The sequence below is a fragment of the Allobosea sp. 47.2.35 genome, from assembly GCF_024655635.1.
GTDB lineage: Bacteria > Pseudomonadota > Alphaproteobacteria > Rhizobiales > Beijerinckiaceae > Allobosea.
On the sequence record NZ_JANLGI010000004.1, the window covers coordinates 207,155 to 226,048 of the forward strand.

The window sequence follows — 18,894 nt, forward strand, 5'->3', positions numbered from 1 at the left end:
TCCTGTGCGCCGCGAGATCAACCTAGACCGGGATATCGAAAAATCGCGTCATTCCGAACGCTCAAATGCGAGTCGAATGCGGTCGATGATCTTCAGGTTCCATTCACCTTGCCATGAACATCGGTCGAGCCGGGAAAATCGCGCGAAATTGAGGTAACTATATGAAAAATAGCCGAAAAAATTGATCCTTAGATCTGGCGTGGTCTTTCGGTGCGGGGCGCCTTAAGCCCCGCTTAAACCGGCCATGGCGAGATTGAGCCAAGCGGATGGGGGTATCCGCAAGAGTAAGGCGTTGCGTTCCGTATGGCGATGACAGCATTGAGGACACAGGCGGCGGCACTGGTGCATGCATCGGTGCAGTCGGACCCGGCGGAAAGGCAGCGTCACGAACGTTTCGTTCTGTCGCGCCTGCTCGTCGGCGGCGGCATGCTCGGCCTCGCTCCCGCTTATCTCGCCTGGCGCGGCGCACCCGGCGCCTTCGAGGCGGCGATGATCGTCGCTGCCGCGCTCGCGGTCCTGTCCGTCGCCTTCGTGTCCCGCACCGGCCGCCTCGGCGCGGCGCATGCTCTGTCTTCTGCTGCCCTGTCGCTCTTCATCGTGGCACTGGCCGGCGCGACCGGCGGCGTATCGTCGCCGTTGCTGCTCTGGCTAGCTGTCGTGCCGGTCGAGGCGGCTTTCTTCGGTTCGCGCGGCTTCATGCTGCGCGCCGGGTGGATCGCCGTTGGAGCGCTGTTCGCGGCCATGGGCTTGCATTGGCTCGGAGCCTTCACTGAGACGACGCTCTGGACTGGCGAGGCCGTGCCGCTTCTGGCCGTTTCGGCGCTCGCCCAGGCCCTGGTCGTGACCGCCGTCCTGCTGCGCCGGCGCCATGCCGAGGAGCGCGAACAGCGCGTCGCCGATGCGCGTTCGCAGCTTCTGCTCGATCATGTCGGCGATCTCGTCACTTGGCATGATGCCAGCGGCGCGGTCGTCTTCGCCAATGCGGCGGCACGCACGCTGGCCGGTGCCGATCCGCGCGAATTGCTCGGGCGCGGCCTGTTCGAGCGCGTCCATATCGCCGATCGGCCGCTTTTCTTGAAAGCGCTGAGCGATGCCGCGCATGGCCAGGAGGGCGTGACGGTCTGCTTCCGCACGCTCTTCGTGCCGCGCGAGGGTGTGGGCGAGGCCCGCCTGCCGGTTTCGCTCTGGCTGGAGATGCAGGCCTGCCGCGTTGCCGGCGCCGCCGCCGCCGATGGTGCTGCCGTCGTCTGCGTGATGCGTGACGTCACCGCGCGCCGCGCCGACGAGGAGACCCGCGAGCGCGGCCATGCCGAAGCGCTCCGGGCCAACGATGTCAAAGGCCAGTTCTTGGCGACCGTAAGCCACGAATTGCGCACGCCGCTCAACGCCATCATCGGCTTCTCGGAGATGCTGAGCGCCGAGGACAACGGCTGGCTCGATGCCGAAAAGCGCCTGGAATACGCCCGCATCATTCACGCTTCCGGCCATCACCTGCTGGAGGTCGTGAACACGCTGCTCGACATCTCGAAGATCGAGAGCGGCGCCATGACCATCGAGCGCGAGCCGCTCGACCTCGCTGCGATGGCGCAGGATTGCTGCGCGCTGATGGCGCTGCGCGCCGAGACCGGCGGCATCGCGCTGGAGCGTGTGGTCGGCCCGGTGCTGCCCGCGATGGAAGGCGACCGGCGCGCGCTGAAGCAGGTCGTGCTCAACCTGCTGTCCAACGCCATCAAGTTCACGCCGGCCGGCGGGCGGGTGACGCTCGCCGTCGTGCGCGATGGCGACACCATCGACCTGTCCGTCTCCGATACCGGCATCGGCATCGCCGCCGCAGACCTGCCGCGGCTTGGCGATCCGTTCTTCCAGGCCAAGGGCGCCTATGACCGGGCCCATGAGGGGACCGGGCTTGGCCTCTCCGTGGTGCGCGGGCTCGTCGGCCTGCATGGCGGCCGCCTGACGGTCGAGAGTGCGCCGGGCGTCGGCACGCGCGTCTCGGTCCGGCTGCCGGTGGGCGGCACCGAGAGCGTCGAGCAGCCTGCCAAGATCGTGACTTTCGCCCGGGCTCCGCGCCGGGGCCTCGAAACCAAAGAACCTCTCCGCCTGACCGCTTGAAGACGAGCTGACGTAATGTCGATGACCATGGCAGCCCGCGCCCATTCCGGCGCATCTCTCTCCGCTCCGGTGCGCCGGGCCCAGCCGGCGCGCCGCAAGACGTCCTGGCTCGGCCGTGTCGCGCGCGTCGCCGGCAAGCGGCCGGGCAGGGCGCTCATCCTGTTGACCTTCGGTATCGTCTCGGTCGCGATCGTCGCCAATGCGCTGATGTTCCAGAAGGCGCGCCATCCTGCCCCGATGCTCTCGGCGTCCACGCCGGTCTCCCAGTCGCGGACGACGACTGAGCGCCGCGCCGAGCCGGCGGCTGCTCCCGCCCCGTCCCCGGCGGTGGAAGTGCCTGCGCAGCCGATCCGTCCGCCGGCGCGCCCCACCGATCTCTCGCAGACACAGGCCGCCCGCGAGGCGCAGCCGCGTCCGCCTGCACCCGTCCAGGCTGCGCCGCGCGCTGCTGCCCCGGCCGCTGCTCCCCGCGCCGCGGCGGCTCCCGCGCGCGATCCCATCGCTGACCTGATCAACGGCGGTGACCTGCGTCCGCCGGCGGATGTGAAATCCGCCAACCGCTCTGGCACGGCGCCGCGCACTTGATCCGGGGCGCCTGAGATGGCGCGCCTGACCAGCGATTTCTGGGTTTCGGCCTATTTGCGGCAGGCGGGGCTGGAAGGTCTCGTCGCCGTGCTGCGCCGTCGCGGCGCAAGCGAGGCAGGCGCCATTTTCGTCAAGCTCGACCGGTTGGACGGCACCGCCGCGCTCTATGGCCCGGCGCCGCAGGCTCTGGCCGATGACGATGGCGAGCGCCGTTTCCAGCTCCTGCTCGATGCCGATCCGCTCGCGATCGAGGATCGCGTCGATCGCGAATTGCGTTTCGACGGCGATCTCTGGCTGGTCGAGATCGAGAACCGCGCCGGCGACCCGCGGCTCCAGCTCGTCGAGAGCTGACAGCGCTCGCTGACGCGCGACGGCTCAGCCTCGATCGCGCCGGCCGATCTTCCCGAGAACCTCCGACATGGCCGGCTGAACTTCCGGTCGGGCATTGCCGGCGCGCGAGGGTGTTCCGCTCGGGTCCATGGCCGGCTGGTGCTGGCCCCGCCGCTGCGGCGCGGCAGTGGTCGTGCCGGCGATGTGCATGGCGAGGCGGTAGGCGATGGCCGGCCTCACCGAGCGCATCAGCGCGACGAGCGCGAAGATGCGCTCGACCGAATGGGCGGTCTCGTCGCCGAGGCGGATCAGGAAGCGGGTCGCTTCCTCGACAGTGGTGCCGCTTGCTGTCAGCGCCAGCGCCGCGAGGTCCCGCGACGTATCGCCGGCCATGGCGGCGGCCAGGGTCGTGCCGCCGCCAAGGTGCTCGGCGATGGCGGCAAAGGCGGCGCCACGATCCTCGGCCGCAAGGTCGAGCCAGCCGGCGAAGACCGGACCGCTGAGGGCAGGGCGCCTTTCGCTGGGATGCAGGGCCTCGCGCGCCATCAGCGATTCGAGGACCGCGAGGCGCCTCTCCGCACCGGCATGGAGGAAGAGCGGCGCGAGCTCGAGATTGGACAGGTCGGGGCGCGCCAGCAGGCCGGGCCGATAGGCGGGCTCCGTCCGCGCTCGCGCGATCAGGCTGTCGACGGCCGCGCGCGGCATCGGGGCATTGTGATTGGCGATCAGGGCGAGGTCGAGCGCGTGGCTTTCATCCGCCACCAGCATGAGGACGGCCTGGGCCGTGAGGTCGGAGCGGACGGCGAGCGCTGCGCGCATCGCCTCGTCCCCGGTTTCGACGAGGCGTTCGATTTCAGCCGCAGGGACGGGCATGCCATGGCGCAAGAGCTCGGCCAGCACCGCGCCGCCCTTCGCCGCGAGCCCGGCCAGGACCGGTGCGGGCGTATGCGGCCAGCCGGCGAGCTTGCGCGCCAGAATCAGCGCCGTCGCTTCGTCGATGCCCGGCAGCAGCGCCTCGGCCATCTCGCTGAAGGCGGCGAGATCGGCAGGCGAGGGCTGTGGCGACGACAGCAGCAGATCCGCCTTCACCCGCAGCGAGATCGGGCTGAGGTCGAGCCCGCCATCCCGCGCGAGGCGGGCGAGGTCGGCGAGTTCCTTGGAGACGGATGCAGGCATGTGGGGCTCGGACCGGGAAACCGAAGATGCAGCACTATTAATCCCCACCCGTTAAGGCTGCGTTAACCATGTCCGGGCCTGATGAGCTTGCGGGGCCTTGCGACTCGGTGCTGCCCGCACCTCGCCTGCCTTCGCGTTGCAACTCTGGCGCTGGACAAGGAGGCGCATCATGGCCGTCGTCATCCCCTTTGCGCCGCAGCGGCGCCCGCAGCCGGCTTCGGCCTCATTCCCTCCGTCGCAGACGGCGGAAATCCTGTTCTTCACGGGCGTTCGCTACGAGCGCGCGCCCGAAGCCCGACCACAGGCCGCCAAGGCTTCAGCGACCGGGCGCGTCCGCAAGGCCGCGGCACGCAAGAGCGCCCGCAGGCAGCCTGCGTGACACAGGGGCCGGCCAAGCTGCTGCTCGCCTTGCTGGCGGCTGCGTCGGTTTCGGCCTGCACCGCCACCACGGGCGATCTCGGCCGTCCGCGGCCGACGGTCTGGACGCAGCTGATCGCGCCCGAAGCGGGTTTCTGGTCGGCCACCATGCGCGGCGAGCAGGCATCCTATTTCCGCCTGACCGATGACGAGGAGCAGATGCGCGATCGCGCCTGGCGCTTCGTCATGCCTTCCAGCCCGAACAGCGTCTTCCAGGGCGAGGTTTCCAATCTCGCCCATACGCGCATCCTGCCGGTCGCGGCTCAGTCGACCGATGTCTCCGACTATTTCCGCGGGTTGACCTCGATCTCCTTCGCCTCTCAGGCCTCGCGCTACAACCGGCTGGCGGAGGACGCCAATGCCGACCGCCTGCTGATCGGCCCGTTCCGCGCTAATGCGGGGCGCGTCGTGAACATGGACCGGGTGCGCATGCGCACGGCCGAATCGTCGCCAGATGTCGCGCCCGACAAGCAGGAGCCGGCGATGGCGCGCGTTGTCGAGAACGAGGGGCTGGTCTTCTGGGTCTGCGAGCGCGTCGATTTCCGTATCCGCAGCTACCGTTACGCGCTGGCCAATCTCGTCGTCGAGATGCCGTCGCGTGAGGCCGTGAAGGCCGAGCGCGCGATCATGGCGCTGGAGATGGAAGCCAAGCCGCTCTGTCAGATGCCGCTCAACGGCGCCTTCGGCGAAGGCGGCAAGCGTCCCGTTGTCTACAAGGGCTGAGCTAGTTCGCAGCTCCACAGGCGACGCCTGTCGCGAGCGCCTCCGCATCGACCCGGTCGGAGGGTAGGCGCTGCAGGACACGCGCGACGATCAGGCCCTGCTCGGTATCGGAGACGATGCGCAGCTCCCGGCTGGTCTCGCCCTCCTCGTCGGCGGCGATGCGCTCGTCGCGCTGGGCCTCGGTCATCACCAGGAATTCCAGCATGCCGCGGATCGCCGCCCGGTCGGTGATCGCATAGAGCACGCCGCCGCCTTGCCGGTGCAGCGTCAGGCCGAGCGGTAGCGTGCCGGTGCGGGCGACGATCCGCATCGGCCCGGCCGAGAGGTCGTAGCTGCAGATGGCCGTGACGACATTGGGGTCGGCCTCGCGCAGGGCCGGCAGGCCGCGGCTGTTGCCGGGTGAGGGCACCGGCTCGGCATGGCCCTCGGTGCCGAGCTCGCGATAGGCATGCGCGGCGTCGTGCCGGGAGAGGGCGGGAATCGTCAGCACCGTCACGATATGCACGATCGCCGCGAGGATGAGCCCGGCCAGCGTCGTCATGACGAAGCGCGCGAACCCGGCGCGCAGGCGCGGCCGCCAGCCGGCGAAAGGCGCATCGCGCCGTTCCGGCGGATCGTGGCCGACGGCGCTCATCGGCAATCGACGCGCGAGACGCGCGGCAGGTTGCTGGCGCGCGTCTCGCCGGTCTGGCTGGAGATCGGCGTATCGTAGAGCCGCAGGCGGATCTGGAAGCGTCCGCTTGCTGGCAGGGGCAGCCAGTTGCCGGCCTCGGGGGTGGAGGACGCGGCGATGGCAAGGCCGCCATCCTCCGGGCGGACGATCTCTGAATCGGTGAAGCTCGTGCGCTCCAGCGGCAGGCGGAAGGGCAGCCCGTCGCTATCGGTGATGCCGATGGTCCAGCCGCGCGTCGTCGGCGTCGCGCCGGAGAGCCGGTAGCGGCAGCGCCCGTCCAGCGTCTGCCCCGCATCGTCCCGCTCGGCGATCAGCTCCAGTCCTTCGCCGGAGCCAAACGGCAGATGGACGCCGCGGGCGAGATAGGCGCGCATATAGGGATCGACCTCGCGGCTGCCGCTGCGCGGCCAGGCCGTCCAGGCGCCGACCTCGACCTTGCCGATGGCGGGGCGCCCGGCAACGGCCCAATGCGCGGAGCCGAGGCCGAGCCCGGCTCCGAGGGCGAGGATATAGGCGAGATCGAGAATCCGCACGTCGTCCTTCCGCCTGGGAGAGGCATCCGCGGCGGAGTTGATCCGCCGCACCCGCTGACGTCAACAGCCGTAGCCTCAGCGCACCCGCGGTTCGTTGCCCGATATCTCGCGGCTGCCGACCTGGATGGGGCGGTTCGCGACGCGTCGCGGCTCGACGGCCTTGAACATCGAGCCGACGGCCGAGAGCACCTCGAAGGACTGGCGCGGCATATGGCCGGCGCCGGGGCCGGATACCGTGCTGGCTGGCGTCGCGGCACTGCCGGCCTTGGCGACCGCCGCGCCCTTCGGATCGATAGCGGGCACGCCGGGAATGGGCTTCAGCTCCAGCCCCTGGTGGGCGAACTGCATGATTTCCTTCCACGTCATCGCCGGCAGCGAGCCGCCGGTCATGTTCGCGGTCTCGGCGGAATTGTCGTTGCCGAACCAGACGGCGCCGACGAGGTTGCCGGAATAGCCGACATACCAGGCGTCCTTGTAGCCGTTGGTCGTGCCGGTCTTGCCGGCGGTGATGACTCCGTCGAGCGCGGCGCGACGCGCCGTGCCCTCGGTCGGCACCTTCGAGAGCATGAAGTTCATGTCCTGCGCCACCAGCGGGCTCAGCACCTGCTTCGGCTCTGGCTCGTCGCGGTCGTGACGGTAAATCACGTCGCCCTGCGAATTGGCGATCTCGATCGCGGCATAGGGCTTGGCCCGGCGCCCGCCATTGGCGAGCACGGAATAGCCGGCGGCCATGTCGATGACCGTTACCTCGCCCGCGCCGATCGGCAGCGAGACCGTGTCGGTCAGCGGCGTGGTCAGGCCCATGGCATGGGCCGTCTCGATGATCTTCTTGCGGCCGATCGTGGCCGCGCGCGCCTCATGTGTCTCGCCGGTGGCGCGGCCGATGGCGATCGACATCTGCACGGGGATCGTATTGATCGACTTTGCCAGCGCCACCGTCAGCGGCATCGAGCCGGCATAGGAGCGTCCGTAATTGTTCGGGCACCAGTTGCCGATGCAGACCGGCCGGTCGGTGACGATGGTATTCGGCTTGTAGAGCCCGGCCGAGAGCGCGGCGGCATAGACGAAGGGCTTGAACGAGGAGCCGGGCTGGCGCTGGCCCGCGGTCGCGCGGTTGAACTGGCTCGCGCCATAATCCCGCCCGCCGACGATGGCACGCACCGCCCCGTCCGGGTCCATCACGACGGTCGCAGCCTGCTTAACCCGATAGCCGGGGCCGTGCTGGCGCAGGATGGACTCCACCGCCTCGTCGGCGCGCTCCTGGATCGCGGAATCATGCGGCGTCTTCACCGTCAGCACGCGATCGGCGCCGAGCTTGCCCTCGGATGCAAGTTCCTTCACCGCATCGAAGGCCCAGTCGAGATAGTAGTCGGGGCTGGAATCGCGCTTGCGGTCGATCGGCGTCGCCGGATTGCGCTTGGCGCTGTCGACCTGGCCGGCGGTCATGAAACCGGCATCGACCATGGCGTTGAGCACATCGTTGGCCCGCGCACGTGCGGCGGGCAGGTTGACATGAGGGGCGTATTTCGTCGGCGCCTTGAACAGGCCGGCGAGCATGGCGGCCTCGGCCAGCGAGACGTCCCGCACCGACTTGCCGAAATAATACTCCGCCGCGGCCGCCGCGCCGAAGGTGCCCCCGCCCATATAGGCCCGGTCGAGATAGAGCTTGAGGATTTCGTTCTTGCTCAGCCGCGTCTCCAGCCACAAGGCGAGGAAGGCCTCCTTGATCTTGCGGTCGAGCGAGCGCTCATTGTTGAGGAAGAGGTTCTTGGCGAGCTGCTGGGTCAGCGACGAGCCGCCCTGGACGACGCCGGAGGCGCGCGTATTGACCAGCAGCGCCCGCGAGGTGCCGATCAGATCGATGCCGAAATGGTCGTAGAAGCGGCGATCTTCGGTGGCGAGCACGGCCTTGAGCAGATGGTCCGGCATCTCCTCCAGCTTCAGCGAATCGTCATGCCGGGCGCCGCGATGGCCGAGCGGCGCACCGTAGCGATCGAGGAAGGTGACGGCGAAGACCTGGTTCTTCAGCGCCTCGTCATTACCGATGCGGAAAGAGGGCAAGGCCAGCATCAGCAGGATGATGGCGCCGACGATGCCGATATTCAGCCCTTCGCTGGCAAACTCAGCGGCGACGCGCTTGCCGCCGCTGACGGTCAGCCGGTCGGCAACGCTGCGGATGCGCTCATGGATTTCGCCCGCGCGGCGCCCGGCGCCCCACAGGCTGGCGTCCAGCCACGAGTCGGCGGCCAGCGCGAAGCGCTTCAGCCGCGTCCTCCAGCCCGCCTTCCTGAACTCCATGGCCGTCCCAGGCTTTCCGAATGGCCCCCGTCTAAGTCCTGCCGCGTGCCCGCCGTCTTGGCAACAGGTGAGCGCCAGGGAATGGACACATAGGCATGTCCGGCGCCCGGATAAGAGGCGGGACGGTAAATTTCATCCCTGGGACCGTAAACTGCGCCGAAGGCTGTGCCATCGCGACCAAGGGGGGACCGCGACGGTCTTCCATCTTGGCCTCCGTCGGCGCATAAGCCTGCCATGACGCGAAACCCGCCGAACGAGCAGCCCTTCTGGCTGACGACGCCGCTGGAGGCGATGACGACGGAGCAATGGGAATCGCTCTGCGACGGCTGCGGCCGCTGCTGCCTCGTCAAGCTGGAGGATGAGGATACCGGGCGCATCTTCGCCACCGATGTCGGCTGCCGCCTGTTCGAGGCCGGCACCTGCCGCTGCAGGGACTATCCCAACCGCTCGCAGAAGGTGCCGGATTGCGTGACGCTGACGCCCGAGGAGGTGCGCACGCTGCCCTGGCTGCCGCCGACCTGCGGCTACCGCCTCGTCGCCGAGGGCAAGGACCTGCCCTGGTGGCATCCGCTGGTCTCGGGCGATCCCGAGACGGTGGTCGCGGCCGGTGTCTCCGTGCGCGGCCGCGTCTTCGCCAACGAGGACGAGGTGCCCGAGGAGGAGGTGGCCGAGCGCATCGTCAACTGGCCGCTGCGCTGGCCCCGGGCCGCGCGGGGGAAGGGAGCCTGACGCAACCCAGCCGTGCTATTGCGCTGCATCAGCCGATGCTGCACACGCTCATTGATTGTTCATGTCGTTTTCGGCATGAGCGCCTCATCCCAGCGGTCGATGACCCCGAGTCATTGGCGGCACGCACACGAAACTTTCACGCCGGCGCGGCGTTTGCCTCGTCCGGTTGAACAGAAGAGGCTATGTGATGGCAGGCGGGAAGTGGGTCTACACCTTCGGCGACGGCAAGGCCGAGGGTGAGGCGGGAATGAAGAACCTGCTCGGCGGCAAGGGCGCGAACCTCGCCGAGATGAGCAATCTGGGCCTGCCCGTTCCGCCTGGCTTCACCATCACTACCGAGGTCTGCACGGCCTATTACGACAACGGCAAGAGCTTCCCGGCCGAGCTCGACGGACAGGTCAAGGCCGCGCTCGCCGGCATGGCCAAGCTCACCGGCAAGACCTTCGGCGATCCCGCCAATCCGCTGCTCGTCTCGGTCCGCTCCGGCGCCCGCGCCTCGATGCCGGGCATGATGGACACCGTCCTCAATCTCGGCCTCAACGACGAGACGGTCGAGGCCGTCGCCAAGGCCTCGGGCGACGAGCGCTTCGCCTGGGACAGCTATCGCCGCTTCATCACCATGTATTCCAACGTCGTGCTCGACGTGGACCATGGCCTCTTCGAGGAGGCGCTGGAGGATTACAAGGAGCGCAAGGGCCTCCATCTCGACACCGATCTCAAGGCGGCCGACTGGAAGCTCTTGGTAGGCAAGTACAAGGAGATCGTGAAGAAGGAGCTGGGCTCCGACTTCCCGCAGGAGCCGGAGAAGCAGCTCTGGGGCGCCGTCGGCGCCGTCTTCTCCTCATGGATGAACGCCCGCGCCATCAAGTATCGCGAGCTGAACGCGATTCCCGCGAGCTGGGGCACGGCCGTCAACGTCCAATCGATGGTGTTCGGCAATATGGGCGACACCTCCGCGACCGGCGTCGCCTTCACCCGCAATCCTTCGACCGGCGAGAACGCGCTCTACGGCGAGTTCCTGATCAATGCGCAGGGCGAGGACGTCGTCGCCGGCATCCGCACGCCGCAGGACATCACCGAGGCCGCACGCATCGAGGCGGGCTCCGACAAGCCCTCGATGGAACGGGAGATGCCGGAGGCCTATGCCGAGCTCTGCCGCATCTACGGTATCCTCGAGAAGCATTACCGCGACATGCAGGACATGGAGTTCACCATCCAGGAGGGCAAGCTCTGGATGCTGCAGACCCGGTCCGGCAAGCGCACCGCCAAGGCGGCGCTCCGCATCGCGGTCGAGCTTGCGACCGAAGGCTTGATCACGCAGGAGGAGGCGGTCGGCCGCGTCGAGCCCGGCGCGCTCGACCAGCTCCTGCACCCGACCATCGATCCCAAGGCCGAGCGCCGCGTGCTGACCACCGGCCTGCCGGCCTCGCCCGGCGCCGCCGCCGGCGAGATCGTCTTCAATTCCGACGATGCCGAGGCCGCCAAGAAGGCCGGCCGCAAGGTCATCCTCGTCCGCGTCGAGACCTCGCCCGAGGATATCCACGGCATGCACGCAGCCGAGGGTATCCTGACGACCCGCGGCGGCATGACCTCGCATGCGGCGGTCGTGGCGCGCGGCATGGGTAAGCCTTGCGTCTCCGGTGCCGGCCAGATCCGCGTCGACTACGCCAAGGGCACGCTTTCCGTCGGCCCGACCACGCTGAAGGCCGGCGATTTCGTCACAATCGACGGCGGCAACGGCCAGGTCCTGCTCGGCGAGATCAAGATGCAGAAACCGGAGCTTTCCGGCGAGTTCGCGACCCTGATGGGTTGGGCCGACAAGGTTCGCCGTCTCAAGGTCCGCGCCAACGCCGAGACGCCGGAGGACGCCAGGACCGCGCGGGAATTCGGCGCCGAGGGCATCGGTCTCTGCCGCACCGAGCACATGTTCTTCGAAGGCGACCGTATTCAGGCCGTCCGCGAGATGATCCTCGCCCATGACGACAAGGGCAGGCGCGCCGCGCTCGCCAAACTCCTGCCGGTGCAGCGCCAGGACTTCGTCCAGCTCTTCTCCATCATGAGCGGCCTGCCGGTGACGATCCGCCTGCTCGATCCGCCGCTGCACGAGTTCCTGCCGCATGGCGACAAGGAGATCGGCGAGGTCGCTGCCGCGCTCGGCGTCACGCCGGACGCGCTGAAGCACCGCGCCGCCGAACTGCACGAGTTCAACCCGATGCTCGGCTTCCGTGGCTGCCGCCTGGCCGTCGCATTCCCGGAGATCGCCGAGATGCAGGCCCGCGCCATCTTCGAGGCGGCGGTGATCGCCGCCAAGGAAACCGGCAAGTCGGTCATCCCGGAGGTGATGGTGCCGCTCGTCATGGGCAAGCCGGAGCTCGACCTCGTCAAGGCCCGCATCGATGCCATGGCCAAGGCCGTGATCGAGGAGAGCGGCACGAAGATCGACTATCAGGTCGGCACGATGATCGAATTGCCGCGCGCTGCCCTGCGCGCCGCCGAGATCGCAGAGAGCGCCGAATTCTTCTCCTTCGGCACCAATGACCTGACGCAGACGACGCTCGGCATCAGCCGCGACGATGCCTCCTCCTTCCTCGGTTCCTACACGGCCAAGGGCCTGCTCGACGCCGACCCCTTCGTCACCATCGATCAGGACGGCGTCGGCGAACTGGTGAAGCTCGCCGCCGAGCGCGGCCGCAAGACGCGGGCCGGCATCAAGCTCGGCATCTGCGGCGAGCATGGCGGCGACCCGGCCTCTATCGGCTTCTGCGAGAGCGTCGGCCTCGATTACGTCTCCTGCTCGCCCTTCCGCGTGCCGATCGCCCGCCTTGCGGCGGCGCAGGCGGCCTTGGGTGCGATCAAGGCCAAGGATGGCTGAGAACCCGTCATGGCATCGAAGCTCACCACCATCGGCTTCGATGCCGACGACACGCTCTGGCAGAACGAGCAGTTCTTCCGGATGACAGAGGATCGCTTCGTCGCGCTGCTTGGCGAGCATGGCGAGGCGGCCGAGATTTCCGGGCGCCTGCTCGAAGCCGAAAAGCGCAATCTCGGCTTCTACGGTTTCGGCATCAAGGGCTTCGTGCTCTCGATGATCGAGACGGCGATCGAGATCACGCGGGGACAGGTCCCTGCTTCGGTCATCGGCGAAATCCTCGCCGCCGGCCGCGAGATGGCGGCCCATCCCGTCGAGACGCTGCCGCATGTTCAGGAGACGCTTGCAGCGCTTTCCGGTGACTACAGGCTGGTGCTGATCACAAAGGGCGATCTTTTCGACCAGGAGCGCAAGCTCGCTCAGTCCGGCCTCGGCGATTTCTTCCATGCGGTCGAGATCGTCAGCGACAAGAAGCCGGATACCTATGGCCGCATCTTCGATCGCCATGGTGACGGGGCAGGGCGGGCGATGATGGTCGGCAATTCCCTGAAATCCGATATCCTGCCGGCATTGGAGGCCGGTTCCTGGGCGGTCCATGTGCCGCATGAATTGACCTGGGTGCTGGAACATGCCGAGGAGCCGGCGGGGCATGATCGCTATCGCAGGATCGGCGACCTCGGTGGGCTGACGGCGATTCTACGGGAACTTGGCCCGGCCGCCTGATTCCGGCAGGTTCGGGGCCCTTGCTGGACCCTTCTTGCATTTCGTGCTATCCGCACCGATGTATGACGAGATGCGGCCGGGTTCTGGCCAATCCTCCGCGCGGGCAATCCGGTCGGCGGGCACGATTCAGATCCACCACACATCGCTACAATACCATTGCAAGGCGTCCGCGCGTCGAGCTCTGGGTCGCAACGATACGCGGATCTGAAACGTAAGGATTCCAGAACTATGGAAAAGGGCACCGTGAAGTGGTTCAACGCCACCAAGGGCTACGGCTTCATCACCCCTGAGAACGGCGGCCAGGACGTGTTCGTCCACATCTCCGCTGTCGAGCGCGCGGGTCTCCGCGAGCTGCGCGACGGCCAGGTCGTCTCCTACGAACTCGTTGCCGATCGCAAGACCGGCAAGACCTCGGCCGGCAACCTCGTCGTCGCCTGAGCTGATACTGATCGACCGGGAGAGCCTGGATCATCGCGCGTCCGATAGGACGCGGTCACGATGATCGATCTCTTAGTTATCGCAGCGGATTTCTCCGAAAAGTGGAAGCCACTTTTCGGTCCGATGCTATAGCGGCTCCGGTCCACGACAAGCCTGCCGGCGCTGTGGCTAGCGGTTCGCCGGCAGGTCCGACTATTTGTGAATTCAGGCCGGATGCGAGCCTGCGGCGCAGCCGAAACCCACATGCGCCCCTCGCATCGCGGCGTCCGGAAAGATCCTTCTTGACCAAGTTTACCGATCTCGGCCTCGCCGAGCCCCTTCTCAAGGCGCTCGCGGCCGAGGGCTATGAAACGCCGACGCCGATCCAGGCGCAGGCGATCCCCCATATTCTGCAGGGCCGCGACCTGCTCGGCGCCGCCCAGACCGGCACCGGCAAGACCGCTGCCTTCTCGCTGCCGATGCTGCATCGCCTGCTCGCCAAGCCGCGTCAGATGCCGGCCCGCTCGGTGCGTGCGCTCATCCTGTCGCCGACGCGCGAACTCTCGGCTCAGATCGAAGCCAGCATCCGCACCTATGCCCGCTACACCTCGCTGAAATCGACGGTGATCTTCGGCGGCGTGCCCGTCGGCAAGCAGATCCGCGCGCTCGGTGAGAAGGTCGACATCCTCGTCGCCACGCCCGGCCGCCTGCTCGACCTCGTCGATCAGCGCGCCGTCTCGCTGCGCGAGATCGAGTTCCTCGTCCTCGACGAGGCCGACCAGATGCTCGACCTCGGCTTCATCCACGCGCTGCGTCGCATCGCGACCCTGATCCCGAAGGAGCGCCACACGCTGCTCTTCTCGGCGACGATGCCGAAGCCGATCCGCGAGATCGCCTCCGCCTACCTGACCGATCCGGTCGAGGTCGCGGTGGCGCCGGTCGCGACCACCGCCGAGAAGATCGACCAGCGCGTGATCTTCACTGAAGCCCACGACAAGCCGGCGCTGCTGGCGAAGACTCTGAACGTGCCCGAGCTCGAGCGCGCCATCGTCTTCACCCGCACCAAGCACGGTGCCGACAAGGTCGTGCGCCAGCTCGGCGCGTCCGGCATCGAGGCGGCCGCGATCCACGGCAACAAGAGCCAGAGCCAGCGCGAGCGGGCGCTCGGCGCTTTCCGCAACGGTAGCCTGCGCATCCTCGTCGCCACCGACATCGCCGCGCGCGGCATCGATGTCGACGGCATCAGCCATGTCGTGAATTTCGACCTGCCGAACGTGCCGGAAACCTATGTCCACCGCATCGGCCGCACCGCGCGCGCCGGCGCGTCGGGCCTCGCCATCGCCTTCTGCACGCCGGAAGAGCGCGGTGATCTCGCCGCCATCGAGAAGCTGACCAAGGTCGCGATCACCCCGATCGGCGCGGTGCCCTATTGGGACGGCCGCACGCCGAAGAAGCCGCCGCAGAACCAGCGCGGCGGCGGGCGTGGCCAGCAGCAAAATGGCAGCGGACGCGGCGTTCCAGGCCGTCCGCAGGGCCAGCAGGCTCGTCCGCAAGGGCAGCAGCAGCCGCGCGGCGGCAAGCCTGAGCAGGGCGGCCAGCGCAACCAGCCGGCCAATGGTGGCCAGCGCCAGGAGCGTCACGAGCGCCCCCGTCATCCCGAGCGTGCCCCGCGCCCTGAGCAGGCGGCACAGCGAAAAGACGGCGTTTCCGCAAAAGAAGGGCTTGGCGGCGTCGCGTTCTTGCAGCAAAGAACACAGCAACCACGCACCAACGGCGCCCGGCGGCGCGCGCGCTGACGCGCGATCGACCAGAATCGGGCGAGTCTCTTTGAGATGGCTCGCCCACGCGCCCTAGGGCTCACGAAGGACGACAGATGGCGAAAGAAGAACTGCTTGAATTCGACGGCACCGTGGTCGAGGTGCTCCCGGACGGCAACTACCGGGTGAAGCTCGACAACGAGCACATCATCCTGGCCTATGCCGCCGGCAAGATGAAGAAGAACCGCATCCGCACCATCGCGGGCGACCGCGTCATCGTCGAGATGTCGCCCTACGATCTCGATCGCGGCCGGATCAATTTCCGCCAGAAGACGGCCGGCCCGGCTCCGGGCGGTCCGCAGCGCCAGAACTTCCGTCGGCGCTGATCGACATGATGCGCCTGTCGCGGAACGAGCTTTTGTTCATCGCGCTGGGCGCGGTCCTCGGCACGATCGTCGCCTGGGCGGTCCGGGCCGGCCTCGTCGCGCCCGATGGCGCTTTGCCGCCTTTTGCCATCGTGCTCTTCGCGCTGGGCATCGTCGAACTGCTCGTCGGTTACGCGACGGGCCGCCCCCCGGGCACGCTGGTCGGCATGCCCGCCCGCTTCCTCGCCTTCGTCGCCGGCGTCTGCATTCTGCTGCTTGGCGGCAAGATCGCCTGAGCGAGGCGAGCCCGCACCTTTCTCACGTCATGCCCGCATCTGATCCGGGTATCGCGGAAACCAGCGCCTTCTCGTCTTGAGCTTCTCGGGTCAAAGCTTCGCTTCACCGGAGAATGACGTCCGCCTTTCGCATGGAAACCGCCCAAGAAAAAACCCCGGCGCGAGGGCCGGGGTGAAAGTGGTCGTTCCGTGGGTATAAAAGGGTCTGCGTGAAACTCCGTCCCGTCCGCTCAGTAGCGGGAGCGAGACCAGTATTGCGATCCGGCGCTGACCATCACCTGGCGCTGCCGGGTCTCGTAGGCAGCGGGAATCTCTTCCCGCACGACCTGGGTCGGACGCACCATCACCTGGCGCTGACGCTGCGTGTAGACGGCCGGGACCGTCTCGTAATCGATGGTGGCCGGCGAAACCTCGACGCGGCGGCTCTGATAACCGTAGCGGGCAGGCACATCGACCCAGCAGCCGACCGTGTTGCCCCAGGCGTCGCGGGTCACTTCCCAGCGGCGGGTGGCGGACGAGATCAGCACCTTCTCGGTCACCGTCTCGTAGACGGCGGCGCGATGATGCGGAATGCGGCGCTCGGGAGCGATCATCACGGTATCGGTGACAGTCTCGTACTCGGCCGGCACGACACGGCGCTGAACCTGCGCCGGGCGGACCTGATAAGTCTCGCTGATGGTGCCGTAGACCGGGGGCGTGTTGACGAGGTTGTAGCAGGCGGAGCCGCGGCAGCCGCCGCCGGCCTGGGCGGCCGAGGCGCCGAGCAGAAGCGCCGTCGCAAGGCTGGAAGCGGCGATGACCCCTGATGAAAGCGAGCGCACCATGTTGACCTGACCTGTCGGTTCCGGCGCCGGGCGCCGTTCGTTGAGGACAGGAAGCCTGCTCGAAGTGATGAACGCAAGGTAAACGCTAAAACAAGGTAAAATTAACCAGTTCGGTGCGCCGCGGCGCATTCACGCAGATTGCGGTCAAGTAAAGGAAAACGCTCGCATTTTAATCGCCCGAGCGCCGGCTGCGCGGGTGGTGCGGCTTGCTCTGCCGTTAACGGCGAGGCGTGCTCGTGGGCAAGGGAGGTCCTTGGCCGGCGCCGTTGGCAAGGGGCGAGGGCTATGGGCCGCGCACCCTTCAAACAAAGGACGCCGGCACCGTATTTGCTTGGCTATGACACTTGCGAGGTGTGGCCCAACCTCATGCCGCATCCCGTTGGGCTCGCCCGGCCGCCCGGAAGGGCGGCCGGGTAGCTCCTCGCGGAGGGTCTCATGGACGATCTCAAGGACAATGTGTTCGTGACGCTTTATCTGAGCCTGACGGCGGTCGTGACGGTCGGCTGGCTCGGCGTTGTCGGTTACGGCGTCTGGCATTTCCTGTTCGGGTAGCGCTCGCGCTGGACTGCCACTTCAAGGCGGCTGAGGCCGCGGGCGTTCTGCCGCTGTCAGGTCTGCCCCGGCCGCAGCTGGTAGAAGACGTGCTGACCGATCGTGTCCATCTTCTTCAATCGCTTCGCCCAGTACGGTCGCACGTAATTGGCGTGGTAGTGGGTCGAGGCGCCGACTTCCGGCAGATAGGTCGTGCCGTCATGAACCTCGCGCGCGATCCGGACCGCGTCGCGCCAGGAGGCGGGCTCGGTGATGCGCAGCGACTTGCCTTCGCAGGTGAAGGTGAACTGGCAGGCGAGGTAGCGGTTGCTGTTCTGGTAGACCACGCCGCAGACGCTGTTCGGATAGAGCCCGCTCTTGACGCGGTTGAGCACCACCTGCGCCACCGCCGCCTGGCCCTGGAGCGACTCGGAGCGGGCCTCGAAATAGACGGCTTCCGCAAGGCAGCGCTGTTCCTTCGCCATGTTCTCCGGCGCGATCAGCTTGGTGTAGTCCTGCTTCACGCCGGGCTCGGCCAGGCGCAGGTCGCGATTGGCCGGCGCCGAGGCCAGCGCAATGCGTCCGCGCTGCTGCGGGGCTGCATGGGCTGGCAGGGCGGAGGGTGTCAGCGTGCCGATGATCGAGCCGACAAGTGGCGTCGAGGAGGAAGTCTGGCTCGCCTGCGGTACTGACGGCGAAGAGCCGTCGATGCTTTCGAGATGAAGCTCCGCCTGCCGCGCCGAAAGAATCTTCGGCTTGAACGGCGAGACCGGCGAGGAATCGGACAAGGCCGGATCGGTCAGGCCCTCGTCATTGGCATAGGGCTCGAAGCCGGTCTGCGGGCCGTCGACGGCCTCGGCCGCACGCATGGCATCGAGCGAGAAGCCGCCCGAAATCAGCTTGGGTTGGGTGTCGCCGAAGACGACGCGTTCCAGCTCGATCGAGGGATGTTCGGAGAGGCCTGGCCGCAAGCTCGGCAGCATGTCGCCCTTGGCGGTGCGATCGACCTCGGGGAAGGTCGCGGCCACGGAGCGCTTCATGTCCTCGCGCGGCGCACGCGGATCGACGACGATGCGCCGCTCCGGATCCTCGAAGGAGAGCTTCGCCTGCGTGACGGCGGAGGTGAGAGCAAGGCCGGGCAAACGGAAGGCGCTGGCAGCGACCAGCATCGAGGGGCCTTCCGCGAGCTCGGAGACGGGGCCGGGCGCGACCCGGGCCATGGCGCTCGACGGCAGGCCGCTAGGGCCGAAATTCTGGCCGGCGGAGGCGGTGAAGGAGACGAGCATGCCGACGGACAGGGCCCAGGGCGCGACGGTGCTCGCGGCCCATTTGATGCCGAGGGGGCGCGCCTTCCGCCCATGCCTGTGCACACGCCAATGACTCAAAGCGACACACCCGTTCCGATCGCACGGAACGAAAAGCGCAGCCGATACACGCGCGCCTTCGTTGGAATCCGTTATCGCCTCGGTAAGGTTGAGCGCCGGTTAACGGCACGGCCGCCTCTTGCCTTTCATGCGTCGCCGTGATGCGAGATTT

At 67.7% G+C, this 18,894-nt stretch carries 18 protein-coding genes; 12 read left to right on the plus strand and 6 right to left on the minus strand.

The window, feature by feature from the left end; all coding sequences use genetic code 11:
• Window positions 1–303: 303 nt before the first annotated feature.
• From NUV79_RS08025 to NUV79_RS08035, 3 genes are read left to right on the plus strand one after another with little or no spacing between them, the layout of a single operon-like run.
• Window positions 304–2,112 (plus strand): PAS domain-containing sensor histidine kinase, encoded by a 1,809-nt coding sequence (locus NUV79_RS08025; RefSeq protein ID WP_257732542.1) that lies wholly within the window; start codon window positions 304–306, stop codon window positions 2,110–2,112.
• Between the two features lie 15 nt (window positions 2,113–2,127).
• Window positions 2,128–2,697, plus strand: coding sequence for a hypothetical protein (locus NUV79_RS08030; RefSeq protein ID WP_257732543.1), 570 nt, complete (start codon window positions 2,128–2,130; stop codon window positions 2,695–2,697).
• Window positions 2,698–2,712: 15 nt separating this feature from the next.
• Window positions 2,713–3,048, plus strand: coding sequence for a DUF1491 family protein (locus NUV79_RS08035; protein ID WP_257732544.1), 336 nt, complete (start codon window positions 2,713–2,715; stop codon window positions 3,046–3,048).
• 24 nt (window positions 3,049–3,072) lie between these two features.
• Here the strand turns inward: NUV79_RS08035 and NUV79_RS08040 are convergent, their stop codons facing one another.
• Window positions 3,073–4,203 (minus strand): DUF2336 domain-containing protein, encoded by a 1,131-nt coding sequence (locus NUV79_RS08040; RefSeq protein ID WP_257732545.1) that lies wholly within the window; start codon window positions 4,201–4,203, stop codon window positions 3,073–3,075.
• A 169-nt stretch (window positions 4,204–4,372) separates the two neighbouring features.
• Here NUV79_RS08040 and NUV79_RS08045 point away from each other — a divergent pair, with 169 nt between their 5' ends.
• Together NUV79_RS08045 and NUV79_RS08050 are read left to right on the plus strand one after the other, a co-directional pair.
• The gene (locus NUV79_RS08045; protein ID WP_257732546.1) at window positions 4,373–4,582 is read left to right on the plus strand and encodes a hypothetical protein; all 210 of its coding nucleotides are present in this window, start codon (window positions 4,373–4,375) and stop codon (window positions 4,580–4,582) included.
• A complete protein-coding gene (locus tag NUV79_RS08050; protein ID WP_257732547.1) occupies window positions 4,579–5,343 on the plus strand; it encodes a hypothetical protein in 765 nt (254 codons plus the stop codon). Before NUV79_RS08045 ends, NUV79_RS08050 begins: the two co-directional genes overlap by 4 nt.
• Window position 5,344: 1 nt before the next feature.
• Here the strand turns inward: NUV79_RS08050 and NUV79_RS08055 are convergent, their stop codons facing one another.
• The 3 genes from NUV79_RS08055 to NUV79_RS08065 form a co-directional block, all read right to left on the minus strand.
• Window positions 5,345–5,977 (minus strand): DUF1254 domain-containing protein, encoded by a 633-nt coding sequence (locus tag NUV79_RS08055; protein ID WP_257732548.1) that lies wholly within the window; start codon window positions 5,975–5,977, stop codon window positions 5,345–5,347.
• Window positions 5,974–6,549 (minus strand): DUF1214 domain-containing protein, encoded by a 576-nt coding sequence (locus NUV79_RS08060; protein ID WP_257732549.1) that lies wholly within the window; start codon window positions 6,547–6,549, stop codon window positions 5,974–5,976. Before NUV79_RS08060 ends, NUV79_RS08055 begins: the two co-directional genes overlap by 4 nt.
• A 75-nt stretch (window positions 6,550–6,624) precedes the next feature.
• Window positions 6,625–8,847: a transglycosylase domain-containing protein gene (locus NUV79_RS08065; RefSeq protein ID WP_257732550.1), complete on the minus strand. Its 2,223-nt coding sequence runs from the start codon at window positions 8,845–8,847 to the stop codon at window positions 6,625–6,627.
• A 234-nt stretch (window positions 8,848–9,081) separates the two neighbouring features.
• Between NUV79_RS08065 and NUV79_RS08070 the strand changes: the two genes are divergently transcribed.
• From NUV79_RS08070 to NUV79_RS08100, 7 genes are all read left to right on the plus strand, one after another.
• Window positions 9,082–9,576, plus strand: coding sequence for a YcgN family cysteine cluster protein (locus NUV79_RS08070; protein WP_257732551.1), 495 nt, complete (start codon window positions 9,082–9,084; stop codon window positions 9,574–9,576).
• A gap of 187 nt (window positions 9,577–9,763) precedes the next feature.
• Entirely contained in the window at window positions 9,764–12,448 is a 2,685-nt protein-coding gene (gene ppdK / locus NUV79_RS08075; protein WP_257732552.1) for a pyruvate, phosphate dikinase, read from the plus strand.
• A gap of 9 nt (window positions 12,449–12,457) precedes the next feature.
• The gene (locus NUV79_RS08080; RefSeq protein WP_257732553.1) at window positions 12,458–13,168 is read left to right on the plus strand and encodes an HAD family hydrolase; all 711 of its coding nucleotides are present in this window, start codon (window positions 12,458–12,460) and stop codon (window positions 13,166–13,168) included.
• A gap of 228 nt (window positions 13,169–13,396) precedes the next feature.
• The gene (locus NUV79_RS08085) at window positions 13,397–13,606 is read left to right on the plus strand and encodes a cold-shock protein (protein ID WP_047578161.1); all 210 of its coding nucleotides are present in this window, start codon (window positions 13,397–13,399) and stop codon (window positions 13,604–13,606) included.
• A gap of 281 nt (window positions 13,607–13,887) precedes the next feature.
• Window positions 13,888–15,381, plus strand: a complete 1,494-nt coding sequence (locus NUV79_RS08090) for a DEAD/DEAH box helicase (protein ID WP_257732554.1) — start codon at window positions 13,888–13,890, stop codon at window positions 15,379–15,381.
• Window positions 15,382–15,458: 77 nt separating this feature from the next.
• Entirely contained in the window at window positions 15,459–15,728 is a 270-nt protein-coding gene (infA, locus tag NUV79_RS08095) for a translation initiation factor IF-1 (RefSeq protein ID WP_257732555.1), read from the plus strand.
• A 5-nt stretch (window positions 15,729–15,733) separates the two neighbouring features.
• Window positions 15,734–16,003 (plus strand): hypothetical protein, encoded by a 270-nt coding sequence (locus NUV79_RS08100; RefSeq protein WP_257732556.1) that lies wholly within the window; start codon window positions 15,734–15,736, stop codon window positions 16,001–16,003.
• Window positions 16,004–16,233: 230 nt separating this feature from the next.
• Here the strand turns inward: NUV79_RS08100 and NUV79_RS08105 are convergent, their stop codons facing one another.
• A complete protein-coding gene (locus tag NUV79_RS08105) occupies window positions 16,234–16,827 on the minus strand; it encodes a hypothetical protein (protein WP_257732557.1) in 594 nt (197 codons plus the stop codon).
• 608 nt (window positions 16,828–17,435) lie between these two features.
• Window positions 17,436–18,728: a cell wall hydrolase gene (locus tag NUV79_RS08110; RefSeq protein ID WP_257732558.1), complete on the minus strand. Its 1,293-nt coding sequence runs from the start codon at window positions 18,726–18,728 to the stop codon at window positions 17,436–17,438.
• Window positions 18,729–18,894 lie beyond the last annotated feature (166 nt).

Bases quoted from the DNA above. Each gene is read 5' to 3' on its own strand.
- NUV79_RS08025 (WP_257732542.1), top strand. From the start codon at position 304: ATGGCGATGACAGCATTGAGGACACAGGCGGCGGCACTGGTGCATGCA.
- NUV79_RS08030 (WP_257732543.1), top strand. From the start codon at position 2,128: ATGTCGATGACCATGGCAGCCCGCGCCCATTCCGGCGCATCTCTCTCC.
- NUV79_RS08035 (WP_257732544.1), top strand. From the start codon at position 2,713: ATGGCGCGCCTGACCAGCGATTTCTGGGTTTCGGCCTATTTGCGGCAG.
- NUV79_RS08040 (WP_257732545.1), bottom strand. From the start codon at position 4,203: ATGCCTGCATCCGTCTCCAAGGAACTCGCCGACCTCGCCCGCCTCGCG.
- NUV79_RS08045 (WP_257732546.1), top strand. From the start codon at position 4,373: ATGGCCGTCGTCATCCCCTTTGCGCCGCAGCGGCGCCCGCAGCCGGCT.
- NUV79_RS08055 (WP_257732548.1), bottom strand. From the start codon at position 5,977: ATGAGCGCCGTCGGCCACGATCCGCCGGAACGGCGCGATGCGCCTTTC.
- NUV79_RS08065 (WP_257732550.1), bottom strand. From the start codon at position 8,847: ATGGAGTTCAGGAAGGCGGGCTGGAGGACGCGGCTGAAGCGCTTCGCG.
- NUV79_RS08070 (WP_257732551.1), top strand. From the start codon at position 9,082: ATGACGCGAAACCCGCCGAACGAGCAGCCCTTCTGGCTGACGACGCCG.
- ppdK (WP_257732552.1), top strand. From the start codon at position 9,764: ATGGCAGGCGGGAAGTGGGTCTACACCTTCGGCGACGGCAAGGCCGAG.
- NUV79_RS08080 (WP_257732553.1), top strand. From the start codon at position 12,458: ATGGCATCGAAGCTCACCACCATCGGCTTCGATGCCGACGACACGCTC.
- NUV79_RS08085 (WP_047578161.1), top strand. From the start codon at position 13,397: ATGGAAAAGGGCACCGTGAAGTGGTTCAACGCCACCAAGGGCTACGGC.
- infA (WP_257732555.1), top strand. From the start codon at position 15,459: ATGGCGAAAGAAGAACTGCTTGAATTCGACGGCACCGTGGTCGAGGTG.
- NUV79_RS08100 (WP_257732556.1), top strand. From the start codon at position 15,734: ATGATGCGCCTGTCGCGGAACGAGCTTTTGTTCATCGCGCTGGGCGCG.
- NUV79_RS08105 (WP_257732557.1), bottom strand. From the start codon at position 16,827: ATGGTGCGCTCGCTTTCATCAGGGGTCATCGCCGCTTCCAGCCTTGCG.